The organism is Streptomyces sp. SKN60, from assembly GCF_026236535.1.
Taxonomy (GTDB): domain Bacteria; phylum Actinomycetota; class Actinomycetes; order Streptomycetales; family Streptomycetaceae; genus Streptomyces.
In genome coordinates this window covers 91,806-112,512 of record NZ_JAHTMW010000011.1, presented here as the reverse complement: position 1 = coordinate 112,512, position 20,707 = coordinate 91,806, and the positions used below count along the sequence as shown (strand labels likewise).

Here is a 20,707-nt window from a genome sequence, read left to right as displayed (position 1 = left end):
CACCGTGGGAGACATCGACGACGCCCTGGAGCGCGCCGACCGTGAACACTTCACGAAGGCGCCACCCCGAACGCTCCAGGCCCGGATCAGATTCCTGCTCAAATACCAGAGCGCCAAGGAGATCGGCCAGGAGATCGGCGTCACCGCGGACTCCGTCAACCGCTACCGCCGAGGCACCCGCAAGCATCCGCCCAAGGACGTCGCCGCCCGCATCGAGGCGGCCGTGCTCGCCCGCTGGCAGCCCCAGGTCCGCCGCCGCCGGCAGAAGCACGCCGCCACCATCGGCGGCATCACGGTCGAGACGCGTGCCCGCTTCGGCTACACCGCCCCGGTCGGCACCACCGACGACGGCCGCTTCCGCCGCCTCACCGTCCACCTCCCCGCCGCCTTCGCCCGCCGCCTCTTCGACGCCCGCGAGGCCGGCGCCGACGACCGGCGGATGCGGCAGATCATCGCCGACGGACTGAGGGAGACCTACTTCCAGGACGGCGGCCGCCGCGCGACGGGCCTGTCGGAGGTGGAGATCAACGACATCGACTACCTCGACCTCGAATTCTGACCACGCGCGGTGCCGCTCACTCTCCCAGGGCGTTCCGGCGGCCGTAGCGCTTCCGGTAGCAGGCCACCTGCTCGGCGCTCATCGACGAGTACACGGCGTGCACGTCCCCGACGCGCTCCCCGCCACCCCGGCGTCCGCCTCTCCGATGAGCCCGGTGGACCAGGACGGACACCTGGGAGTCGGACTGCCAGTGCAGCGTGTACGCCGGGGCGTTGGGATCCGGTACGTCCTCCAACCGCACGCCGCGCCCGGCCAGGAGCCGTTCGAGTCTCTCGAAGCGGAGACGGCGGTCGAAGCGCCCGTACCGCTCGCGAATCACCGGGTTGACAGCGGCGCTGCCCAGCGGCGACAGCCGGTGCACCTGGAGGGTGAAGTGGTGCCCCACCCATGGGTGGTCGCGCGATTCCCGTTCCCAGAAGAACTCGGCCATGCCGTAGTCCCGCCACATGCCGTGCCCGTCAAGGGAGTTCTCGGCATAGTCGGCGCCCAGAATCTCCGTGACCCGGTCGGGACTGTCCGTCGGCCTGGCGCCGAGCACCGTGCCGGACGTGATCACATCCAGGTAGAACGCAAGGGAATAGGGAGTCAACTGGTCCTCTCGGCGGTCATGTCCCCGGTGGCGGGCGTGCCCTCGACGAGACCGTACCGCAGGTGCACGGTGCCCTTCGGGCTGGCCGCCGGGGGCGCGATGAGGGTGAGGTTGGTGGGTACCGCGCCGTCGTCGAAGACCTTCTTGCCGACGCCGAGCACGAGGGGGTGCAGCCAGAGGTCGAGGCGGTCGAAGAGCTTCTCGTGGAGGAGTGTCTGCACGAGGTTCAGGCTTCCGACGACCTTCACGTGCTCGTGGCGGTCACGGATCTCACGGACCGCGTCGGGCAGGTCCGGGCCGAGCTGTGTGGACCCGGCCCACGAGAGGTCGGGCTTGCCGCGGGAGGCCACGTACTTCGGGATGCTGTTGAAGAGCGTGCCGAACGCGTCCTTCTGGTGCGGCCAGTAGGAGGCGAAGATGTCGTACGTCCGCCGGCCGAGCAGCAGGGCGTCCGTGCCCTCGTACGCCGCCTCGATCTGGGCGCCGGCGACCTCGTCGAGCAGGGGCGCCTGCCAGCCGCCGAAGGGGAACCCGATGGGGTCCTCGTCGGGGCCGCCGGGCGCCTGCCCGACGAGGTCGAGGGTCGCGAACATGGCGATGTGAATGAGGCCCATGGCTTGCTCCAGATGCGTCGATCGGTCTCGTCAAGAGGTAGACCTGTGGGTGCCCGCAGACTCATCGCCCCGAACCCGGCTTCACCCGATCGGCCGGGCCCGGCACGGGCAACGGTGCCGCGGCGGGGGACGGTGGTGTCTGTCCTCCGTGGGCGGGGCGACACGTACGGTGGCGGCTCGGCAGCTCACAGAGCAGGACCTACGCCCAGGACGCCGCCACCAAGGACCGCTCCGCGGCCGCCAGGTGCACGGCCGAGGCGAGCCAGGCCCTCGCGTAGGCGTCGGCCGAGGGGTCGGTCAGGCGGCCGAACGCGTCTCGGGGGCGGCGGCCCGCCTCCGCGGTCACGCTCTGGGCGAGGCGGGCCGCGCCGCCGAGGCCCGCCCGGGTCAGCCGGGCGGAGAGCGAGGCCGCGTCCGTGCCGCGGCCCGCTTCCGCCACGGCACGGCGACCGCCCGCGACCCCCGTCTCGAGGAGGCGCCGGACGCGCCACAGGGGAGCGTCGGCCAGCGGGTCGGTGCCCGCGCTCACCGGCCCGTGGGCCGCGGCTGCCGCAGCCTCGCGAGGGAAGTGCTCGCCCTGGAGCCGGTCGTAGCCCAGATCGGCGTGACCCTTCCATTCGTCCGGCAGCCTCAGCGTGCCGGACGCCCCCGGCACCGGCCCGACCGCGAGCGGCCGGAGCGTCGCCGCCCGGTCCAGGTCGGGACGGCCGAGCACGCGCAGGGCGAGCCCCGGGTGATCGGCGATCCGGCGCAGGTTGGCGGCGTGCGGCAGCTCGGGATGGGGGTGCGCGGGGCGGAGCCGCAGCAGCGGTCCCTCACCGGCGACGCGGACGACGACACCGTCGCCGGCCGCCCCGATCACCTCGACGTCACAGCCCAGCAGACCCGGCGCCGTAGCCTCGGTGAGCACGTCGGCCATCGCCTCCCGCACCGGCCGGGCGAAGAGAGCGGCCGCGGGCTCCTCGGACCAGTCCACCCCGCGCAACGGCGTCGCGCTGACACGCCGCCCCGCCCCGAGCCGCCCGTCCGCCGAGACGGTCGCGCCGACGATCCGCAGACCCCCGCGCGCCAGCCCCGCGTGATCGAGGACGGCGCCGCCGAGCGCCACGGACGCGGACCCCGCACCCTTCACACGGGCGAGACCGCCGGGGCGCACGTCGGAGACCGTGTAACCGCTGCCGTCCGCACCGACCAGGTGCGTGGTCACTCCGCCGTAACCCGTCGCGGACAGCACCGGCTCCCGGCACAGCCCGTACACCCGCAGGCTGCCGCCCTGCTCGTAGACCCGGCGCGCGGAGCCCGCCGCCTCCGCGTCGGCCGAACCGGAGGCGAGCAGCGCGGCGCCGGCCAGCAGCTCACGGAAGGCCTCGGCGAGGTCGCCGAGGCGCTGGCCCTCGCGCCGCTCCCGCGCGGCCCGCAGGCCCCGTACGACGCGCAGCGCGGCGGCCTCGGCCCGCGGCAGCCCGGCCAGCCGTGCCGTGTGGGCCGCTCGGAGCAGCTCGGCCTGCACCACCGCGCCGCCCGCCGTGACACCGGCGGACAGGGCCTCGGCGGCGGCGTCCCACAGCGCCGAGGCGGCGCGGACCTGCGGCGCGGTGAGGGCGACGGGGGCGGCAATCTCGGTCGCATCCTCGGCGGCGGGGACGGCGGATGCGCCCTCGGCGAGCCCCGGGCTCGACCCGGAGTCCGAGTCCTCGACCCCGCCCGCGTCACCTTCCCCGTCGGCGATCGGGGCCGCGCCCAGGACCGCGGCCCGGTGCAGACAGCGCGGGGCCAACAGGCAGGAGCACACGGCCTGTTCCGCCGCCGTGATCGCGCCGGACGGACCCGGGCGGAGCGTGACCGTGGCGTCCTCGCCGAAGCGGACCTCGACCGCTCCTTCGGTCGCGGGTTCGGCCTGGTCGGCGCAGCCCGCGATCGCCGCGTCGAGTTTCTTGCGCAGCCGGGCGCTGAGCTGCTCCACGGCGTCGGCGAGGACGTCGGGGGCGACGGGAGGCAGGAGTTCGGTGCTCAACGGGGTTCTCCACGGAGGCGGTCGCCCACCCAGCGGGCGAGTTCGAGCGGACTGAGGGCGGCCACCGGCATACCGGCCGCGACGAGCTGTCGCGCCACGGACACCGAGTAGCGCGGTGTGCCGGTGTCGTCGAGCGCCGCGCAGCCCAGCAGGTGGGCGCCGGAGGACGCCAGGGCACGTACCTCGCCCAGCAGCCCGCCGAGCGGCGCGCCCTCCTCGAAGTCGCTGACCACGACCACCAGCGTGCGGCTCGGTACGGTGATCAGCGACCGCGCGTGCGCGAGCCCGGCCGCGATGTGCGTACCGCCGCCGACCCGGACCTCGAGCAGCAGCGACAGCGGATCGTCCACCCGGTCGGTCAGGTCGATCACCTGGGTGGAGAAGGCCAGGAAGTGCGTGGACAGGGTCGGCACACCGCCCAGGACGGCGGCCGTCAGCGCCGACCAGATCACCGAGGCCTCCATCGAGCCGGAGACGTCGACGACGAGGACCAGACGCCAGTCCGCCTCCCTGCTCGCCCGCGTGCTGAACAGCGGCCGCTCCGGTACGACGACCAGCCGGCCGTCCTTGGTCCGCCGGGTGTGGGCGAGGTTGGCCCGCAGGGTACGGGCGAGGTCGAGGCGGCCGCCGGGGCGCCGGGTCGGGCGCCGGGTGGCCAGACCGGTGAGCGCCGGGCGCAGGCGGGTGGCCAGCGCCCGGGACAGCTCGTCGACGAGCCGCTTCACCAGCGGCCGCAGCCGGGCGAGTTGGGCCTCGGGCATGCCTCCGGCGAGGGACAGCACCGCACCGAGCAGCTCCACCGACGGGCGTACCGCCGCCGGATCGAGCTGCGCGAGCACGTCCGTGCGACCCGCGTCGGCGGCCTCCGCGAGGACCTCCTCGCGTACGTCGGTGCCGAAGAGGGCCTCCAGCTCCTGCGCCCACTCCCGCGCGGTGGGGAAGGACGGGTCCTGACCGCCGCCCTGGCCGGGCGCGCCGCCGTCCAGGTCCTGCGCGCCCTCGCCGCGTCCGCGGCCGTAGAGCTCGTCCAGGGCGTGGGCGTAGCGGCGCGCGTCGCCGGTGAGCTGCTCCTTGTGGCGGCCGAGCAGCAGCCGCCAGCGGTCGGCGCGGCCGAGCCTGCGGTCCGTGTCGTCCGTGTCCGCGACTCCTGGAGTGCGGCCGCCGACTTCGGCCTCCCGCGCGAGCCGGTCACTGGCGTCGGCGTCGGCGTCGACTACGGCGTCGGTGTCCGTGTCTGTGTCCGGCAGGTCCAGGGCCTTCAGCGCGGCCGAGCCCGCCGCGTCGGCCGCCGCCCACAGGGCCTTCAGCGCGGCCGAGCCCGCCGCGTCGGCCGCCGCCCACAGGGCCAGCAGCTCGGGCGGGGCGTCGAGCGACAGGTCGAGCCGGTCGCCGAGCCGCTCCGTCACGGCGGTGAGCAGCCGGTCGCGCGCCGCCGGGGCCAGTGCGTCGAAGCCGCCGCGCAGGGCCGGGAGCCGGTCGAGGAACTCCTGGTCGGCCAGCGTGTCGACCCGGTCCATGAGCGGGGCGAGCGCGTCCGGCGACGCCTGGAGCAGCGGACCGGCGGCCGTGAGCAGCCCGGTGAGACGCTTCGTCAGCGCCCGGCGTGTGTCGGGCGCGGTGGCGCCGTCGATCCAGCCGGCCGTACGCCCGCCGAGCCCGGCCGCGTCGTCCAGGTCGAGCAGTACGCGTACGGCGACGGCGGCGCCCTGGATGAGCGGGGCGCCCCCGGCGGCCAGCTCGGCGAGCGCCCGGTCGAGCCGGAGGCCCAGATGCCGGGCGGCCGCCCGGTCCGCGAGGGCCACCAGGGCACCGGCGTCGGCGGCGCTGTCGCTCCCGGCGAGGCCGGGCAGGGCACGCACCGCGGCCTCGAGCAGCTCCTCCGCGAGCGCGCCGGCCGCCGTGCGGGCGTCCTGCGTCGTACCGGGGTAGTGGCCGCGCCGCAGCCCCTCCAACAGGTCGAGGGCCTGGAGGAGTTCGGGCAGGTCGGCGCAGTCGGGCAGCACGGCGGAAGCCTCGTGCAGGCGCGCGTCTACCAGTTCGGGCAGGTCGCAGCGGGCGGCGGCGGTCAGCCCGGTCAGGATCTGCTCCGGGGTGGGGCCGCCCTCGGCGGCCGCCTGGCGCGCGGTCGCGGCGAGCGTTCCGGCGGCCGCCTGGGCCGCGGTCACCCCGCGCACGCCCGCGAGATCGAGGCGCGCGGGCACGGACGGCGTCCACGTCAGACGCCACTTGGTGCCGAGCGCCGTGCCGTCGCCCGTGGCCGCCACATCCAGGGGTTCGCCGTACGAGGCACCGATCACGAGGAGCCGCTGGAGCAGCACCTCGCGGCGGCCGTCCAGCGGCGAACGGAGCGGATCGAGGCGCAGGTCGCGGCGGTCCGGGTCATCCGGCCGGGGCAGCCGCAGGTCCGCGAGCTCGGCCTCGACCGAGGGGCCGAGACCGGACCGGGGCGCGTGCGGGCTGATCCGGCCGCGCGCCGTACCGACGAACACGGCCTCCAGCGCCCGGGCCAGGGCCCGCCCCCGGCCGAGCGGTTCGCCCTGACCGAGAACGGTGGTGACGGCCTCCAGGAGCTCGCCGCGCCCGGGCGCGGGCAGCCCGCGCAGGGCCGCCAGGTCACAGGCCAGCCGCAGGGTCTCGGCGGCCTCACCGGTCCCCGCGGTGTGACCGGCCCGCCGCAACTCCCGACACAGGCCGGTCACCGCGTCGGCGGCCGCCACCCGGATCCGCTCCGGATCGCCCGCCGCGGTGAGCACCGCCTGCTGCCACAACGGGTCGCGGATCCCGGCCGGATAGCCGGACCGGGAGTCGAGCAGGTCGAAGGAGTACGGGACGAGGGAGGTAACCGCCGCACTCCCGCCGCCCACCGTGCCGCCCGCCCCGGACCCGTCCGGCAGGTCCGTCACCACGCCGCCCGGTGTGTCCGTACCGGAGCCGTCCGAGCGGATGCCCGCTCGGCGCGGTCCGGCCGGACCCGCCTTCGCCGCACCGGCCGCGGTGGCTTCGCCACCCGCCTCGGACTCGTCCGGTGTGCCCGTACCGGACCCCGCCGTGGCGGCGCCCGCCCCGGCCTCCACCTGGCCCCCCGCCTCCGCGGACGCGAGGAGCGCCGGCGCGTGGAAGGCGCCGATCACGGCCGCCACCCGGCGACCGTCCGCCGAGGCGGTGGCGATCACCTGCCGCATCCGCTCCTCCCGCGCCAGGTCGGTGGCGGGGACGGTGGCGTCGGTGCGCAGGGCCCAGCCCACGCCCAGGGCGGCGCGGCGGACCGCGTCCGGGGCGCAGCCGGGGGCCAGCACCTCCACCGCACGGTCCCAGAGGTCGTCGCCGTCCCGGCCGGTGCCGGCCTCGGCGAGGGCCTCGGCGTACGAGCGCCGGCGCTCAGGAGCGGGGTCAGGCGCACCCGTATCGGCCTCGCCCGCGTCCGGTCCGGGTGCGGCCCCCGCCGACCAGCCGGGATCACCGAGGGGAAGGTCGCAGCACACGACCTCCACCCCGCGGCTTCTGGCCCAGCGGACCGCGGCGAGCTCCGGTGAGAAGTCGGCGAACGGGTAGAAGGAGAGCCGTCCGCCCTCGCCCGCTCCGGCCAGGGCGACCGGGGCGAGGGTCTCGGGGTCCGCCAGGTGTTCCAGCCAGGGCCGGAAGTCGGCGGGAAGCTCGACGCAGACCACCTCGGCCCGCGCCTCGTCCAGCAGGGCGGGCACCACCGCGGCGAGCGCGGGGCTGTGGTGGCGCACACCCAGCAGGTACGGCGCGCGGGACGCGGCCAGCGCGTCCACGGCCGTCCGGGGATCGAGGGTCGTCAACGCAGGCTCCCGCGCAGGTCCCAGAGCCGGCGCCACATCGCCGAACCGTTCTCGGCGCGGCGGCGCACCGGGCCGTCCCAGTAGCCGAGGAGCCGGGCGTGGTCGGCGGGGTCGTCCTTGCGGACCACGCCGAGCAGATGGCCCGGCAGCAGGTCCAGGACGTCCCCGCCGGGCAGGTATGCGGCGGCGACTCCCAGCGAGGCAGCCACCTGCACGGCCTCGGCGGTGGACATGACCGTGCCCGGGCGCTCCACGTCCCAGCCCTCGGTGGAGCGGCCGGAGCGCAGATCGCGGAAGACGGTGACGAGGGCGTCCAGGACGGCGTCGTCGACGGCGAACGCCGCGCCGGCCCGCTGTACGGCGGCGACGGCCTGGCGGCGGATCAGGACCGCTTCGGCGTCGGCGTCGGCGATCGGGTCGACCGTCTCGAAGTTGAAACGGCGCTTGAGCGCGGCCGACATCTCGGAGACGCCCCGGTCGCGCAGGTTGGCGGTGGCGATGACGGTGAAGCCGGGGGCGGCGCGGACGACCGCGTCCTCGGTGGCGGTGAGCTCGGGCACGCTGATCCGCCGGTCCGACAGGATGGAGACCAGGGCGTCCTGCACCTCGGGCAGACAGCGGGTGATCTCCTCGACCCGCACCACCGTTCCAGCCCGCATCGCGGCGAGGACGGGGGAGTCCACCAGGGCCTGCGGGGTGGGCCCCTGGGCGAGCAGCAGGGCGTAGTTCCAGCCGTAGCGGAACGCGTCCTCCGTGGTGCCCGCCGTGCCCTGCACGGTCAGGGCGCTGGTCCCGCTGACGGCGGCCGCGAGCAGCTCCGACAGCATCGACTTGGCCGTGCCGGGCTCACCGGTGAGCAGCAGACCGCGCTCTCCGGCGAGGGTGACCACACAGCGCTCGACCAGGGCGCGCTCGCCGACGAACTTCGGGGCGATCACCAGCTTCGACGGCAGACCGGCGCGCCGCCCCGGGAGGGCCAGCTCGGCCCCGTCGCTGCCGCACACGAACGTGACGACGGCGCGCGGGGTCAGCGCCCAGCCGGGCGGCCGCGGACCGGTGTCCTGGGCGGCGAGGAAGGCGAGTTCGGCGGCGTGGCGCTCCTCGGCCGGCTGGCCCTGCCGGACGGGCGTGCTCTGTTCGGTGACGGTCATGCGGTTTTCCTTCGGGTTCCTTCGTCGTGGTGCGACAGACGTGTGTACGGGACTGGGACGGGGACTGGGACGGGGACGCGGGGCCGGCGCGGCGCACCCGGGCGAGCGGGTGCGCCGCGCCGTGCTGACGACGGGCGGCCGGTCAGCGGCGGCTCAGGCACCGTTCGACGGCACCGCGGTGACGGCGCCTCAGCGGCGGCGCCTCGTACGCCGGACCTTCAGCTCCTCGAAGCGCGGGAGGTCGCCGTCGAGGATCCGCTGCCAGGCCCGCGCGAACAGCTCCGCCGCCGGTTCGGTCGGCACCAGGGCGCCGAGCATCGGCCGCGAGCCCGTGGCCACCCCGTACATCGGCAGCTTCCACTGCTCGACGGGCAGGACGGGCGCCGACTGCTCCGCCCAGGCGCCGGGCAGGAACAGCGAGCGCCCGGCCCGGGCCCGTACCGCCGAGACCACCAGGTCGGTCTCCGCCAGTTCGGCCCGCGCCGCCTTGAGACGGGCCGGCTTCCAGCCCGTCCACCGGGCGGTGTTGCGGTCCGTCGGGTCGGGCATGGCGAGCAGCATCAGGTACAGCGTCGCCGCGTCGGCGCCCAGGCCGCGCGCCTCGGCGACCTCGGCCACCAGCCCGGGCACCGAACGCGAGGGATCCTGCGGCCACCACATGCCTTCGTCGTCCGCCGCGCCGGCCGCGGGCGCGCCCGGGTCGGCGAGGAGCCGCGCGAACGCCGGGTCGTGCGCCCGCCGCAGCGCCGTCTCGACCCCGCTCGGCTGCTGGTCCGCGCCGCGCAGCGCCACCAGATACGGATCGGAGCCGGTGGAGTCGAGCAGGGCGGGCCGCACCGCAGGCCGGGGCTGGCCGTCCTGCGTGGCCAAGAGCACCGCGCCGTACCGCTCGTGGTCCGGAGCCGTCTCCGTCGGGGCGCCCGCCACCTTCCGGAAGTCCGCGAGGCTGACGTAGTGCCCCGCGGAGAGCAGCAGTTCGGGTGCCGCGAGACGCTGACGCACGGCGGTCAGCGCACTCGGCAGCGCCGCCCGCACCGGATCGCCGGCGGGCAGCCGGTGCGCCAGCCAGGCCGTCAGGCTCATCGAGCCGGCCAGCACCTCGGAGGTGAACGGCGCGTCGGCGGGGGCCGCCGGCGCCGGGTGGTCGCCCTCGATGCGCCACGCCACGTCGGCGCCGAGCTCCGACGACGCCGCCGGATCGAGCAGCGCCGGGAGCGCCCGGTGCACGGGCCAGCCGCTGCGCGCGGAGCGTGCGGCCTCCGACGCGAGCCAGTCGGGCACCTGACGGCGCCGTCCCACCTTCTCGTTCCACACGGCGGCCGCCGCGGCCACGTCCGGGCCCTCGCTCCACAACCGCGCCGGGTCGTCGGGCAGCAGCGCCGCGAGCACCGCCCGGCGCACCTCGATCGCGAGTGCGCGCAGCTCGTCGCGGGCGTGTCCCGCCTCGGCCACCTTCAGTCCGAGCATGGTGCGGAGCTCGGCGGGCAGGAAGTTGTTCTCCCAGCTGTCCACGTCGGGCATGCCCACGAGGACGATCCGGGCCAGCGCCCCGGACACGCCGGTGAGCCGGCTGAACTCGTCCGCGGCCTCCGGCAGGAACGGCGCCGCCTCCGCACGGGACCCCGCCTCCTTGAGGAAGCCGGTCAGCCAGTCGGCGCCGCGCACCCGGTCGCCCACCGGCGCGTCACCGCGCACGGTGTAGGGGGCGGGCACCTCGAAACGGCCGCTCGGGTCGTGCAGCAGCGCACCGAACTCCCACCCGTCGGCGACGCCCGAGGTGTGCTCGGTGATGCCGAGCGCCGCGCCGCCGCCCAGGGGCAGCACACTGCGATGAGACTGGTTGCGCCCCTGCCCGTCCGGCGTGTGCAGATGGGGCGGCGCCAGATGGAGCAGGACCCGGCGCCAGTGACCGGCCGAGGCCGCCGTCGACGCCAGCCCCAGCGCGTCGACCCGGCCGAGGACGTCGAGCAGGGCCGCCCGGTGCGCCGGGTCGCCGCCGGGCGCGACGGCCCGGTACGCGATCGCGGCCGGCTCGTCCAGGAGCGAGGCGAACGGCAGACCCGAGTACGGCAGCGACGGCAGATCGAAGTGCAGCCGCCCCGGCCGCGCCGTGGCGGCGGTGTCCGCGCGCACGGCCGCCAGCATCTCCAGGTAACGGCAGGTCACATCGCTGTCCGCGCCGTAGCGGTAGTAGCCGGTGCTGACGATGCCGTGCAGCGCCTTGGCGAGCACATGGTCGCTCGGGCCCTGGATCCGGGCGTCCGCGGGCGCCGCGGCCGGGTCGAGCCGCGCGGCCACGGCGTCCAGCGCCTTCTGCTGCCGCACCGCGAAGCGCAGCACCTTCACCACTCCGGCGATCAGCTCGGGCGCCGAGACCTGCGGCAGCGCGGCGCGCACCAGCTCGGGCAGGTCCGCCGCGCGCTCCGCCAGCACGGCCGCCTTCAGCAGCACGCCGGCCGACTCCGCGTCGGCACCGCGCAGCGCCGCCGACCCCTGCGGATCACGCACGCGCAGCATGTACAGGTACGGCAGCGGCGGCAGGGCCAGCGCCGCCGTCCCGTACAGCTCGTTGCGGTGGTCGCACTGGGCCGTCGTGGTGACCACGCCCTCCGGGTCGCGCAGCGCCACCTCACGCCACTGCCGGGTCAGGGCCCGCGGCCGGTCGTCACCGGGGAACGTCAGCGCGGCGTCCGGCCGGCCGGCGCCCCTGGGCAGGGTGACGATCCGACCGGCGGTGTCCTCGCCGTGGTGCCCGCCGTCGGGCAGTCGCACGACGCGCCAGCCGAGAAGCCCGTCCGCGGGCGTCCCCTGGGCGGAACCCGCCACCGCCGGGGCGGGCAGCAGCCGGCAGGAGCCGGCCGCCAACTCGGCCCCGGGGGCGTGCCGCAGCAGGGCGTCGGCGAGGAAGCCCGGCTGCGAGCGCCGCCCGTACCCGCCTCCGACCGGGTCGTACTCGACCCAGCCCGACTGGTCCGCGCCGCCGTCGTTCTGCCACACCCAGTACGAGGTGCCGTCGGACAGCAGCTCGCGCTCCGCGGGCAGCTTCGTGTCACCGCTGTGCAGGACCCCGCCGCCGGTGGTGCGGCCGCCGCCCGGCAGCGGCAGGCTGGGGTGCTCCGAACGCATCGCCCAGGAGCCGCCGCCGACCAGGTCGAACACCGTGTCGGGCGCGGTGTGCCAGTAGCCCTGCGGCTCCCCGCGGCCGTACGTGCTCCAGAACACGAGGAGCGCGCCGTCCACGTAGTGGAAGCCCGTCCGCCACACCGACGTGGTGGGCACCCGCAGATCGTGCGCCAGGACGGTGGAGTCGGCGTCGATGACGCGCACCTGCGTCGCGTTGGCCACGATCAGATACGGCCACGCCTCGGCGACCGTCAGACCCTCGGTGGTGTGACGCCCGGGCGCCAGCTGCGTCAGCGCCTCCTCCCAGGCCGGCCAGCGCAGCTCCTCCCACAGACCGCCCCGCAGGGTGCGCGCCACGGTCTCGCCGAGGTCGGCACCGGCGGCGGCCGCGACCTCCTCGGGCGCGAGCGCGAGAGCCTCGGCGGGCAGCCACGAAAGGCGGTGGATCGCCTGCGGAAGTCCGGGCAGCCCGGCCGCCACCGACGAGGCGGCCACCTCGCGCACCCACTCGGTGAGCATCGGACGGCCACCGGGCGAGGCGGCGAGCCGCCGCATCACGTCCGTACCGGAAGACCCGTCGTTGTAGCTGTTCGCCCCGCGCCGGAAGGCGGGCCGGAAGCGCGGGTCGGCCGCCAGCGCGAGCAGATCCCGCGGCTCCTCGCCCCGCGCCCAGTCCGACAGGTTCAGGGCATCACGGCGCCCGTGATGGCGGTCGGTCTTCTCCTCGGGGTCGGCGACCGCGACGTGCAGCGAGAGCAGGAGGTCGAGCAGGTTCACGTCCTCCACGCCGATCCGCAGGAACCGCTCGCCCTCCGGCCGCGCCGCCAGATCGGCACGCAGCCGCCCGGCCGCCCGCTCCACAAGCGCCAGCAGGGTGGGCGGCGTCGGGCGCGGCCCCCAACCGCGGTGCCGGGCGCCGTGGAAGCGCTCCAGCCAGCCCGCCGCCCCGTCAGCGCACCGCTCCTCCGGCGGCAGGTCCGCGTCCACGAGACCGGCGTCGGCCCCCGACTCGGCCAGGATCCCCAGCCACAGTTCGGTCATCTCCCCGTTGTCCCCGGGCGGGGTCATCGACAGGAGCGTGCCCCGCACCGACGGAACGCGCCGGGCCAGCGCGACCAGCGCGCCGCGGTGCGACTTCCACCAGCCGGCTGCCGCCCGCAACGTGGCCGGCAGCGGCAGGAGTTCGGCGAGATAGTCCTGCTCCGCCTCGCTGCCCGACAGGGCCGCCGCGCGGGCGAGCCGCTTCAGCTCCGTCGCCGCCTGCGCGGACGGCGCCAGACCGCCGGCGGTCCGGCGCACGCACAGCCGCCTGAACCGCTCGTACGCCTCGACGGGCGCGAGCCGGCCCGACAGATCCTTGCCGTAACCGGTCAGGACCTTCACCGGCAGCGCACCGGCCAGCGCGAACTCCAGGAACACGGCGTCGAGCCGGTCCTCGTCGACCGTCAGACCGTGCTGCGCCTCGCTCGTACGGGCACGCCCGAACAACTGGCCCGCGTACGTGGCGTTCTCGACGCCCAGGAAGACCCGCGCCGCCTGCTCGTAGAAGACGGGAAGGAAGTGCGGGACGGCCGAGGCGAGCCGCCCGGCCAGCTCGTGGCAGGCGTCCAGGGCGGCCTTGGGCTTGGTCTTGGCCTGCCGGGCCAGCCGGTCCAGCTCCGGCACGACCGCAAGCGCGTGGTGCCCGTCCTCCGGATGGTGCACCAGGACCCACTCGGGGAAGCCGAGTTCGCGGCGCCGGCCGAGACCGACGACGACCGGCTCGCCCTGCGGCTCGAGCCCGAGGAAGCCGGCGGCGAGATCCTCGGCGGGGCCGAGTTCGGCCGCGGCGAGCCGCACGACCACCCGGTCCTCGCCGAGCACCGCGTGGCGATAGGCCCGCGCGGTCAGCTCGACCGCCGAAGGCCCCGCCCCCTGCGCGTCGGCCGGGAGCACCGCGCCCGCCGCGAGGAGCTCCTGGTTGTCGTTCTCCACCGTCCCGCTCACGCGTCCCCACCCTCTTCGATCGTGCGGCCGGCGTACAGCGCGGCGGCCATGCGCATCCCCTCGGACCAGGCCACCGGTCCGACCTCCGTCAGCCGCACCGCGCGGCCGTCCTCGTCGTGCCAGCTCAGGCCACCGGTCTCCGACTCCCCGTCCCAGTACGGCTCGCCGATCCACACCGACGCCTCCGTGCTGCGACCTCCGTCCCGCACCTTGCAGGTGGCGTAGCCGCCGGACACCCGATAGCCCAGGCTCGTCGCGCGCGCGGCGAGACCGAACCGCGAGGCGAACTTCCCGCCCGCGTAGTCCCGTACCTCCGTCGCCGACTCCGGACGCGCGGTCCCCGTCCCGTCCGTTCCGTCCGACCTGGCCCAGGTCGCCCGGTGGATCTGCTCCACCTTCTGGGTGATGCCGAGGTCGGCCGCGAAGTCCCGTACGTCGTCCAGGTCCGGCAGGAGCACGGGGTGGGGGAGCGTCACCGTACGGGGCGAGAGGCGGACCGTCTCGCCGTCGAGGTCGACGACCTTCAGCTCCCCGTCGGCCGTGACGTCCCGCAGGAAGCCGACCTCGTCCGGGTCGTCGCCCACGACCGCCATGTCACGCAGCGCCGCCTGCCACGCCTCGTCCGGCCACACCTGCGCGATCAGCTCGGTCGGCACCGGGAGCGACGACACCATCCAGGCGTCCACCTGGGCCACGCACGAGGCCGCGTGCCGGTCCAGCCACTCGGCCAGCTGCTTCAGCCGGTCGACCTCGGGACTGTCGCGCAATGCCTTCGGCAGTGTCTTCAACTGCCGTCCCCCGGCGCGCCGTGCGACCGCACGCCCGTCCTCGAGGGTGATCTCGTACCCCTCACCCGCTGCCAGCCACGCCATCAGCCGTGCCCCTCCGCCTGTCCCATCAGATGCCGGCGCAGCCCGAACAAGGGGCGATCACGCCCCTGAACTGCGACATGTGGGGAGACTAACCAGAGCCACTGACAACGCGGCACGGCCTGGGGACAGCTGACAGGGAGACAGGCGCGGGTCGCCGCCTACCTGCCGCGCCGCACCCGGGCCGCCTTGCGGGCCTCGGCCGTACGCCGCGCCTCGGCGGACTTGCGGGACTCGTTCCTGGCGCGGCCCGTCTTGCCCGGGACGGTACCGATGCCCCGGAAGGCCGCACCGCGCCGCCCGTCGCGGTCCGCGGAGGCGGCCGTGCCGCCGTCAGGTGCGCCGGCGGGCGCCTTGGCCCCGGTGATGCGGCGCAGCTCGGCGTCGCCGGGACGGACCTTGGTGATCCGGGGCCGGATGCCCGCCTCCGCGAGGAGAAGAGCCAGGTCACGGCGCTGGTCGGGCAGGGCAAGCGTGACGACGCTTCCGGAGGCCCCGGCCCGTGCCGTACGGCCGCCGCGGTGGAGGTAGTCCTTGGGATCGGTCGGCGGGTCGACGTTCACCACGAGTTCGAGGTCGTCGACGTGGATGCCGCGGGCGGCGACGTTCGTGGCCACCAGGACGTTGATCGCGCCGGCCCTGAACCGCTCCAGGGTGTCGGTGCGCTGCGGCTGGGACTTGCCGCCGTGCAGCGCGGCGGCCCGCACCCCGCTGCCGACGAGGTGCCGGGTGAACCGGTCGACGGCGGCCTTGGTGTCCAGGAACATGATCACGCGGCCTTCGCGGGCGGCGATCTCCGTGGCGGTGGCGAACTTCTCGGCACCCTGGACCTGGAGGACATGGTGCTCGGCCGCGGAGCCGGTCTCCTCGGCGAGATCGGCCGCGTGGGTCACCGGATCCCGCAGGTACCGCCGGACAAGCAGCTCGACGTCCTGGTCCAGCGTGGCCGAGAACAGCATCCGCTGCCCGCCCGGCCTCACCAGGTCGAGCAGCTCGGTCACCTGGGGCAGGAAGCCCATGTCGGCCATCTGATCGGCCTCGTCGAGGACCGTGATCTCCACCTGGTCGAGACGGCAGTCCCGGCGCTCGACGAGGTCCCTGAGACGTCCCGGGGTGGCGACGAGGACCTCGGCACCGGCCCGCAGCTCGCTCGCCTGCCGGCCCGACTGCAGACCGCCGACGACGGTGGCGACGCGCAGCCGCAGGGCCCCGGCGTACGGCGCGAGCGCCTCGCTCACCTGCTGAGCCAGCTCACGCGTCGGGACGAGGACCAGCGCGAGCGGCTTCTTGGCATCGGCGCGCCGGCCGGCCGTGCGGGCGAGGAGCGCGAGCCCGAAGGCGAGCGTCTTGCCCGACCCCGTACGCCCCCGGCCGAGGACGTCGCGGCCCGCGAGGGCACTGGGCAGGGTGGCCGACTGGATGGGGAAGGGGGTGGTGAGACCCTGATCGGCGAGCGTCGCCAGGACCGCCTCGGGCAGCCCCATCGCGTCGAAGCGCTGCTCGGCCGGGAGCGGCGGGGTGCCGGCGCGGCCGCCGCTACCGGTGTCGCCGGCGATGCCGATGTCGTCGGCGGTGCCGGTGAGGTCTCCCGTACGGGCCGAGCGGTTCATGGATGCGATGCCTTCGTCGATGGGGTGTCCACCAAGGAAAACACGGAGGGCACGGGCTCGCCGAATCCCCGCTGACGAACCATCCTTCCGGGCAACTGCCGTGAGCGGACCGCTGCGATCGGCCCTGGTGTGTGGATTTCGCGCCGAGAGACGGACCGTGCGCACTCGCACACACGCGAACCCCTACCCTGGTGCCCGCCACTTGGCGGATTTCGAACTGTGCGAAGAACAGGATGTGACAGGTGACGGGGGCGAACGGCGCGGACCTGGTCGGCGAGGTTCTGGGCGGGCGGTACCGGGTGACCGCGATGATCGGCCGCGGCGGCATGGGCGTGGTCGCCCGGGCGACGGACCAGTTGCTGAACCGCGAGGTCGCCGTCAAGGTGCTGCGGGCCTACAACGACGCCTCTCCGGCCGACCTGGCCGATCTGCGGGTCCGTATGCAGCGGGAGGCCCAGGCCGCCGCCCGTATCCGGCACACGGGCGTGGTCACCGTGCACGACGTGGTCGAGGAGCGCGGGCTGCCGGTCATCGTCATGGAACTGGTCGACGGGCCCTCCCTCGACGACGTGCTGGCGGAACGCGGCGCGCTGGACCCGCGCGAGGCGGCCGCGATCGGCGCCAGCCTGATGGACGCGCTCGACGCGGCACACCGGGCCGGGGTCCTCCACCGGGACGTCAAGCCCGGCAACGTCCTCCTTGAGCAGGGCGGCCGAGTCGTGCTCACCGACTTCGGCATCGCCAGCATGGACCCCTCCGGCGACGAGGCCCTGGCCAAGCTGACCCAGAGCGGCCAGATCGTCGGCTCGCTCGACTATCTGCCGCCGGAGCGCGCGCAGGGGCAGGTACCGGGTGCCCCGTCGGACATCTGGGCGCTCGGCATGACGCTGTACGCGGCCGTGGAGGGCGCTTCGGCCTTCCGCCGCACGTCCGTGTGGGAGACGCTGGCGGCGATCGTCGGCGAACCGCTGCCGGAGCCCCGGCGTGCCGGGCCGCTCACCCCGGTGCTGCGGGCGCTGATGGCCAAGGACCCGCAGCAGCGGCCGGATGCCGCGCAGGCGCGCGAGATGCTGGCGGCGGTCGCCGCGGGCGGCGTGCCGAACCTCGGGGCGGCACCCGTACAGGCGCCCGCGCCCGCGCCTTCACCTGCACCTATGCCTTCACCCGCGCCCGTACAGGCACCGACCCTGGCGCAGGCCCAGGCTCCCGCCCCTGGACCGGGCCCGACCCCTGGACCGGGCGGCCCGACGCCCGGCGCGGCGCCCCAGCCGTTCACGCCGCCGGGCTTCGGTCCCGCAGTCGCCGCGCCCTTCGGCTCGCCCGCCCCCGGCACGTACGCTCCGCCCACGCCGCCCGGCATGGCGCAGCCGGCCATGGGACAGCCGGGCATGGGGCAGGCGGGGATGTCGGCGCCCGGCACGCCCGCCGTTTCCCCCAGCCGTTCCGAGACCCGCGCCACGGCGGACCGCGCTCGCCACCGCCGTACCCGTACCGTCGTCGCCGTGGCGGCCGCCACCGTTCTCACCTGCGGCGGAGTCGCCTACGCAGTCATGGACATGCGGGGGGACGAGGACGCCGCAGGGCCGAGCACGGCGCTCCCCACGGCGAGCACCTCCGCCGGCGAGGGCGTGTCCGACCCGGGTGGCGCGACCGACGGGCCGACCTCCCCGGGCGACCTGACCTCCATCAGCCCCGGCGGGACGCCGGCCGGCACCCCCTCGGAGAAGCCCGAGGACCGCGAGACGGAACCCACCCGGCCGCCGAGCGGCGGAGGCGACAAGCCGTCCGGGAGCCCGTCCGCCACTCCGAAGGCCACTCCCAGTGCCACGGTGAAGGAGCCCACCCCGGTGTCGACGGCCTGCACCGGTTGGGCCCACTCGAACAGCAGCAGCGGCGTGGGCCACGCGTCCCAGAACACCCACCTCTACACCGGTCCGTACGCGGAATGCTCCTATGTGACCGTGCTGAAGTCCGGCACCAAGGTCTCCTACGAGTGCTACGTCTCCAACGCCCATGCCAACAAGTGGATCTACGCCCGCATCACGGGCACGGACACCGAGGGCTGGGTGTTCGGCGACAAGTCGACCCTGGACAGCGGCTCGCTCGCCCGGTGCTAGGACGCGGTCGGCGTTCGGGCAGCTTCCCCCGGCAGCTTTCCCCCGTGCCTTCCCCCGGTCGGTACGGGAGTTCCCCCGGTCGGATCGCCCTCGGTGGTAGGGACGCCCCCGCTCGCAAACACTCACCGTTCGTGACCATCGGTCACCGACCGTAGGGGTGTGGGGGCGCTCCATCGGGCGTCCTCGGCGCGCCGCCCCGGCGGCGCGCACCCGAAAGGAGACAGTCATGACCGGAGTGCTCCGCCGCCGTCATCGTGTCGCGTCCGCGACGGCGGCCCTGGCCATCGCGGGAACCCTGCTCACCGGCTACACCACCACCGGCTACACCACCACCGGCTCCGCCGAGACCGTGCCGGCACCGGCCGCGGCGGGTGCCGCCTTCAGCGACGGCCCGCACGCGAAGGACCCGAAGCAGGAGATCGCGCTCCACACCACGCTGCGTGAACTGTGGGGCGACCACATGCAGTGGACGTACGTGACGGTCGACGCGTTCTTCCACAACCAGCAGGCCCTGCAGCCGTCCCTGGACCGGCTCCTGCGGAACCAGCAGGACCTGGGCGCCGCCATCGTTCCGTACTACGGCCAGGTCGCCGGAGATCAGCTGGCCGCGCTGCTGACCACGCACATCAAGCAGGCGGTGCCGGTCCTCGAGGCCGCGCAGGAGGGCGACCAGCAGGCCCTGCAGAAGGCGCTGGACGACTGGTACGCCAACGCCGAGGACATCGCCGACTTCCTCACCGCGGCCAATCCCAAGCAGTGGCCGAAGTCCGTCACGCGGCCCGCCCTGAGGCAGCACATCGACCAGACCACCGTCTACGCCACCGACCTGCTCGACGGCGACTACCCGAAGGCCATCAAGGACTACGACGCCGCCTTCGACCACATGATGATGCTGTCCGACATCCTCTCCAGGGGGATCATCGCGCAGTTCCCCGACAAGTTCTGCCGGTAGGGAAGCGCGGGCGCTTCGAGGTCCTACGGGGTCGCGTCCGCGTCCGCGTCCTCGTCCCCGCCCTCGTCCTCCTCCTCGGAGTCCTCGTAATGGATCACGCCGTCCTCGTCGAGCAGCGGGTGGAGCCGGCACGGATCCTGGCTGTCGAGGTCGGAGGGGCGCGGGCCTTCCGGTCCGTCGGGGCCCCAGCGCAGCAGACGGCGGATACGGCCGATTCGGGAGACGGTGCCGTTCACCTCGATCTCGTTCAGTCGTTCCGCACGGACGCGGTCCGCCGCCTCGGCGAGCACCGCGAGTTCCTCGACCGCCGGGTCGGTGCCCTCGGCGACGAGGGTACGGGCGTCGACCGGCTTGTGGATGTCGCCCAGGACGTCCCGCGGGATCAGGCCGCGTGCGCGTGGCTCCCACCAGACCAGGGAGAAGTCCAGGGTCCGGCGCGCGTCGTGGGCGGTGGCGTGCAGGCCGCTGCCGGTGGACCACGGCTCGTCGCCGGACCGCTCCATGATCCTGAACAGCGCGGGCATGAGCAGGACGTCGGGGTGGCTCTCCACGGCCCGCTCGGAGTCGCGCCGGACGCGGGCGGGGAACCTGGTCCCGGTGTAGACGAAGGAGCGCAGGGACAGCCGCTCGGCCGCCTGGACGGGGGAGACGGGCGTGTCCGGGCCCAGCACCAGGCCTTCGTCGATGCGCGGGCTGTGAGTGCGGCGGTCCCAGTCGGGGGTGAGGGGTTCGGGGTCGGTGGGCCGTGGCGGTTCGACGTCGCCGTGCGCGTCCATGCCCGTGTACTCGTCGGCCCGCACCACGCGGTAGCGGGTGCCGAGCACGGTGAGTTCGTCGACGCGTTCCGTCTCCAGCCGGGCGACCGCCGCGAGCAGCGCGCGCCGCTCCGTTCTGTCCTCGGTGTCGTCCTTCGCGCGGAACCACAGCAGGGAGTTCAGCCCGTCACGGGCCTCCTGCGGGCCGCCATGGGTGACCTCGACGACCACCCGCCAGCACCGCCCGTCGGCCTCGCCCTGCGCCATCACCCCGAACAGCGGGCCCCGCACCGCCAGCAGGTTGCTGTTCATCGCCGCGTCACGGGCATCGGCCTCGACCGCGGCCTCCACCGGCTCCACAGGAACCCTCACCACCACCGGCCATCCGCCCGGCCCCGCACCCTTATGGCTCATGCCGCCATCCTGGCGGCAAACCACGCGGACGCATCACGGATTCGCCGGATTGTGTGGTGAAAGCACCACTCCGGAGTGAACGCGCCGCCGGTGCCTCACCGTCCGCTGACGGGGTCGCGCGCTCGGCGCGCAGGGCGCGGACCTGCTGTGG

12 protein-coding genes are annotated in these 20,707 nt (G+C 75.1%); 3 read left to right on the top strand and 9 right to left on the bottom strand.

The window, feature by feature from the left end; translation table 11 throughout:
• Nucleotides 1-4: 4 nt before the first annotated feature.
• Nucleotides 5-559 (top strand): XRE family transcriptional regulator, encoded by a 555-nt coding sequence (locus KV205_RS19905; protein ID WP_265865790.1) that lies wholly within the window; start codon nt 5-7, stop codon nt 557-559.
• 16 nt (nt 560-575) lie between these two features.
• Here KV205_RS19905 and KV205_RS19900 read toward each other — a convergent pair whose 3' ends face one another.
• The 8 genes from KV205_RS19900 to KV205_RS19865 all read right to left on the bottom strand — a co-directional run bounded on the left by KV205_RS19900 (nt 576) and on the right by KV205_RS19865 (nt 16,318).
• Complete coding sequence (locus KV205_RS19900; RefSeq protein WP_265865789.1) at nt 576-1,148, bottom strand: hypothetical protein; 573 nt, start codon at nt 1,146-1,148, stop codon at nt 576-578.
• On the bottom strand, nt 1,145-1,762 hold the full coding sequence (locus KV205_RS19895) for a dihydrofolate reductase family protein (protein ID WP_265865788.1): 618 nt from the start codon (nt 1,760-1,762) through the stop codon (nt 1,145-1,147). The genes KV205_RS19900 and KV205_RS19895 overlap by 4 nt, the downstream gene beginning before the upstream one ends.
• A 199-nt stretch (nt 1,763-1,961) precedes the next feature.
• Nucleotides 1,962-3,776, bottom strand: coding sequence for an SWIM zinc finger family protein (locus tag KV205_RS19890; protein ID WP_265865786.1), 1,815 nt, complete (start codon nt 3,774-3,776; stop codon nt 1,962-1,964).
• Complete coding sequence (locus KV205_RS19885) at nt 3,773-7,579, bottom strand: DUF5682 family protein (RefSeq protein ID WP_265865785.1); 3,807 nt, start codon at nt 7,577-7,579, stop codon at nt 3,773-3,775. Before KV205_RS19885 ends, KV205_RS19890 begins: the two co-directional genes overlap by 4 nt.
• Complete coding sequence (locus KV205_RS19880) at nt 7,576-8,730, bottom strand: AAA family ATPase (protein ID WP_265865784.1); 1,155 nt, start codon at nt 8,728-8,730, stop codon at nt 7,576-7,578. Before KV205_RS19880 ends, KV205_RS19885 begins: the two co-directional genes overlap by 4 nt.
• 189 nt (nt 8,731-8,919) lie before the next feature.
• Nucleotides 8,920-13,839, bottom strand: coding sequence for a DNA-binding protein (locus tag KV205_RS19875; RefSeq protein WP_265865783.1), 4,920 nt, complete (start codon nt 13,837-13,839; stop codon nt 8,920-8,922).
• Entirely contained in the window at nt 13,836-14,711 is an 876-nt protein-coding gene (locus KV205_RS19870) for a DUF4132 domain-containing protein (RefSeq protein ID WP_265865782.1), read from the bottom strand. The genes KV205_RS19875 and KV205_RS19870 overlap by 4 nt, the downstream gene beginning before the upstream one ends.
• Nucleotides 14,712-14,869: 158 nt before the next feature.
• Nucleotides 14,870-16,318, bottom strand: coding sequence for a DEAD/DEAH box helicase (locus tag KV205_RS19865; protein ID WP_265865781.1), 1,449 nt, complete (start codon nt 16,316-16,318; stop codon nt 14,870-14,872).
• 242 nt (nt 16,319-16,560) lie between these two features.
• Here KV205_RS19865 and KV205_RS19860 point away from each other — a divergent pair, with 242 nt between their 5' ends.
• Both KV205_RS19860 and KV205_RS19855 read left to right on the top strand, forming a co-directional pair.
• Nucleotides 16,561-18,435, top strand: coding sequence for a serine/threonine-protein kinase (locus tag KV205_RS19860; RefSeq protein WP_265865780.1), 1,875 nt, complete (start codon nt 16,561-16,563; stop codon nt 18,433-18,435).
• Between the two features lie 226 nt (nt 18,436-18,661).
• A complete protein-coding gene (locus KV205_RS19855; protein WP_265865779.1) occupies nt 18,662-19,387 on the top strand; it encodes a hypothetical protein in 726 nt (241 codons plus the stop codon).
• 23 nt (nt 19,388-19,410) lie between these two features.
• On the opposite strand, the gene KV205_RS19850 is transcribed toward KV205_RS19855, so the two are convergent.
• Complete coding sequence (locus KV205_RS19850; protein WP_265865778.1) at nt 19,411-20,556, bottom strand: DUF5954 family protein; 1,146 nt, start codon at nt 20,554-20,556, stop codon at nt 19,411-19,413.
• Between the last annotated feature and the right edge of the window lie 151 nt (nt 20,557-20,707).

Excerpts from the sequence above, each read along its gene's own strand:
- KV205_RS19850 (WP_265865778.1), bottom strand. The coding sequence starts at position 20,556 with ATGAGCCATAAGGGTGCGGGGCCGGGCGGATGGCCGGTGGTGGTGAGG.
- KV205_RS19880 (WP_265865784.1), bottom strand. The coding sequence starts at position 8,730 with ATGACCGTCACCGAACAGAGCACGCCCGTCCGGCAGGGCCAGCCGGCC.
- KV205_RS19855 (WP_265865779.1), top strand. The coding sequence starts at position 18,662 with ATGACCGGAGTGCTCCGCCGCCGTCATCGTGTCGCGTCCGCGACGGCG.
- KV205_RS19870 (WP_265865782.1), bottom strand. The coding sequence starts at position 14,711 with ATGGCGTGGCTGGCAGCGGGTGAGGGGTACGAGATCACCCTCGAGGAC.
- KV205_RS19865 (WP_265865781.1), bottom strand. The coding sequence starts at position 16,318 with ATGAACCGCTCGGCCCGTACGGGAGACCTCACCGGCACCGCCGACGAC.
- KV205_RS19895 (WP_265865788.1), bottom strand. The coding sequence starts at position 1,762 with ATGGGCCTCATTCACATCGCCATGTTCGCGACCCTCGACCTCGTCGGG.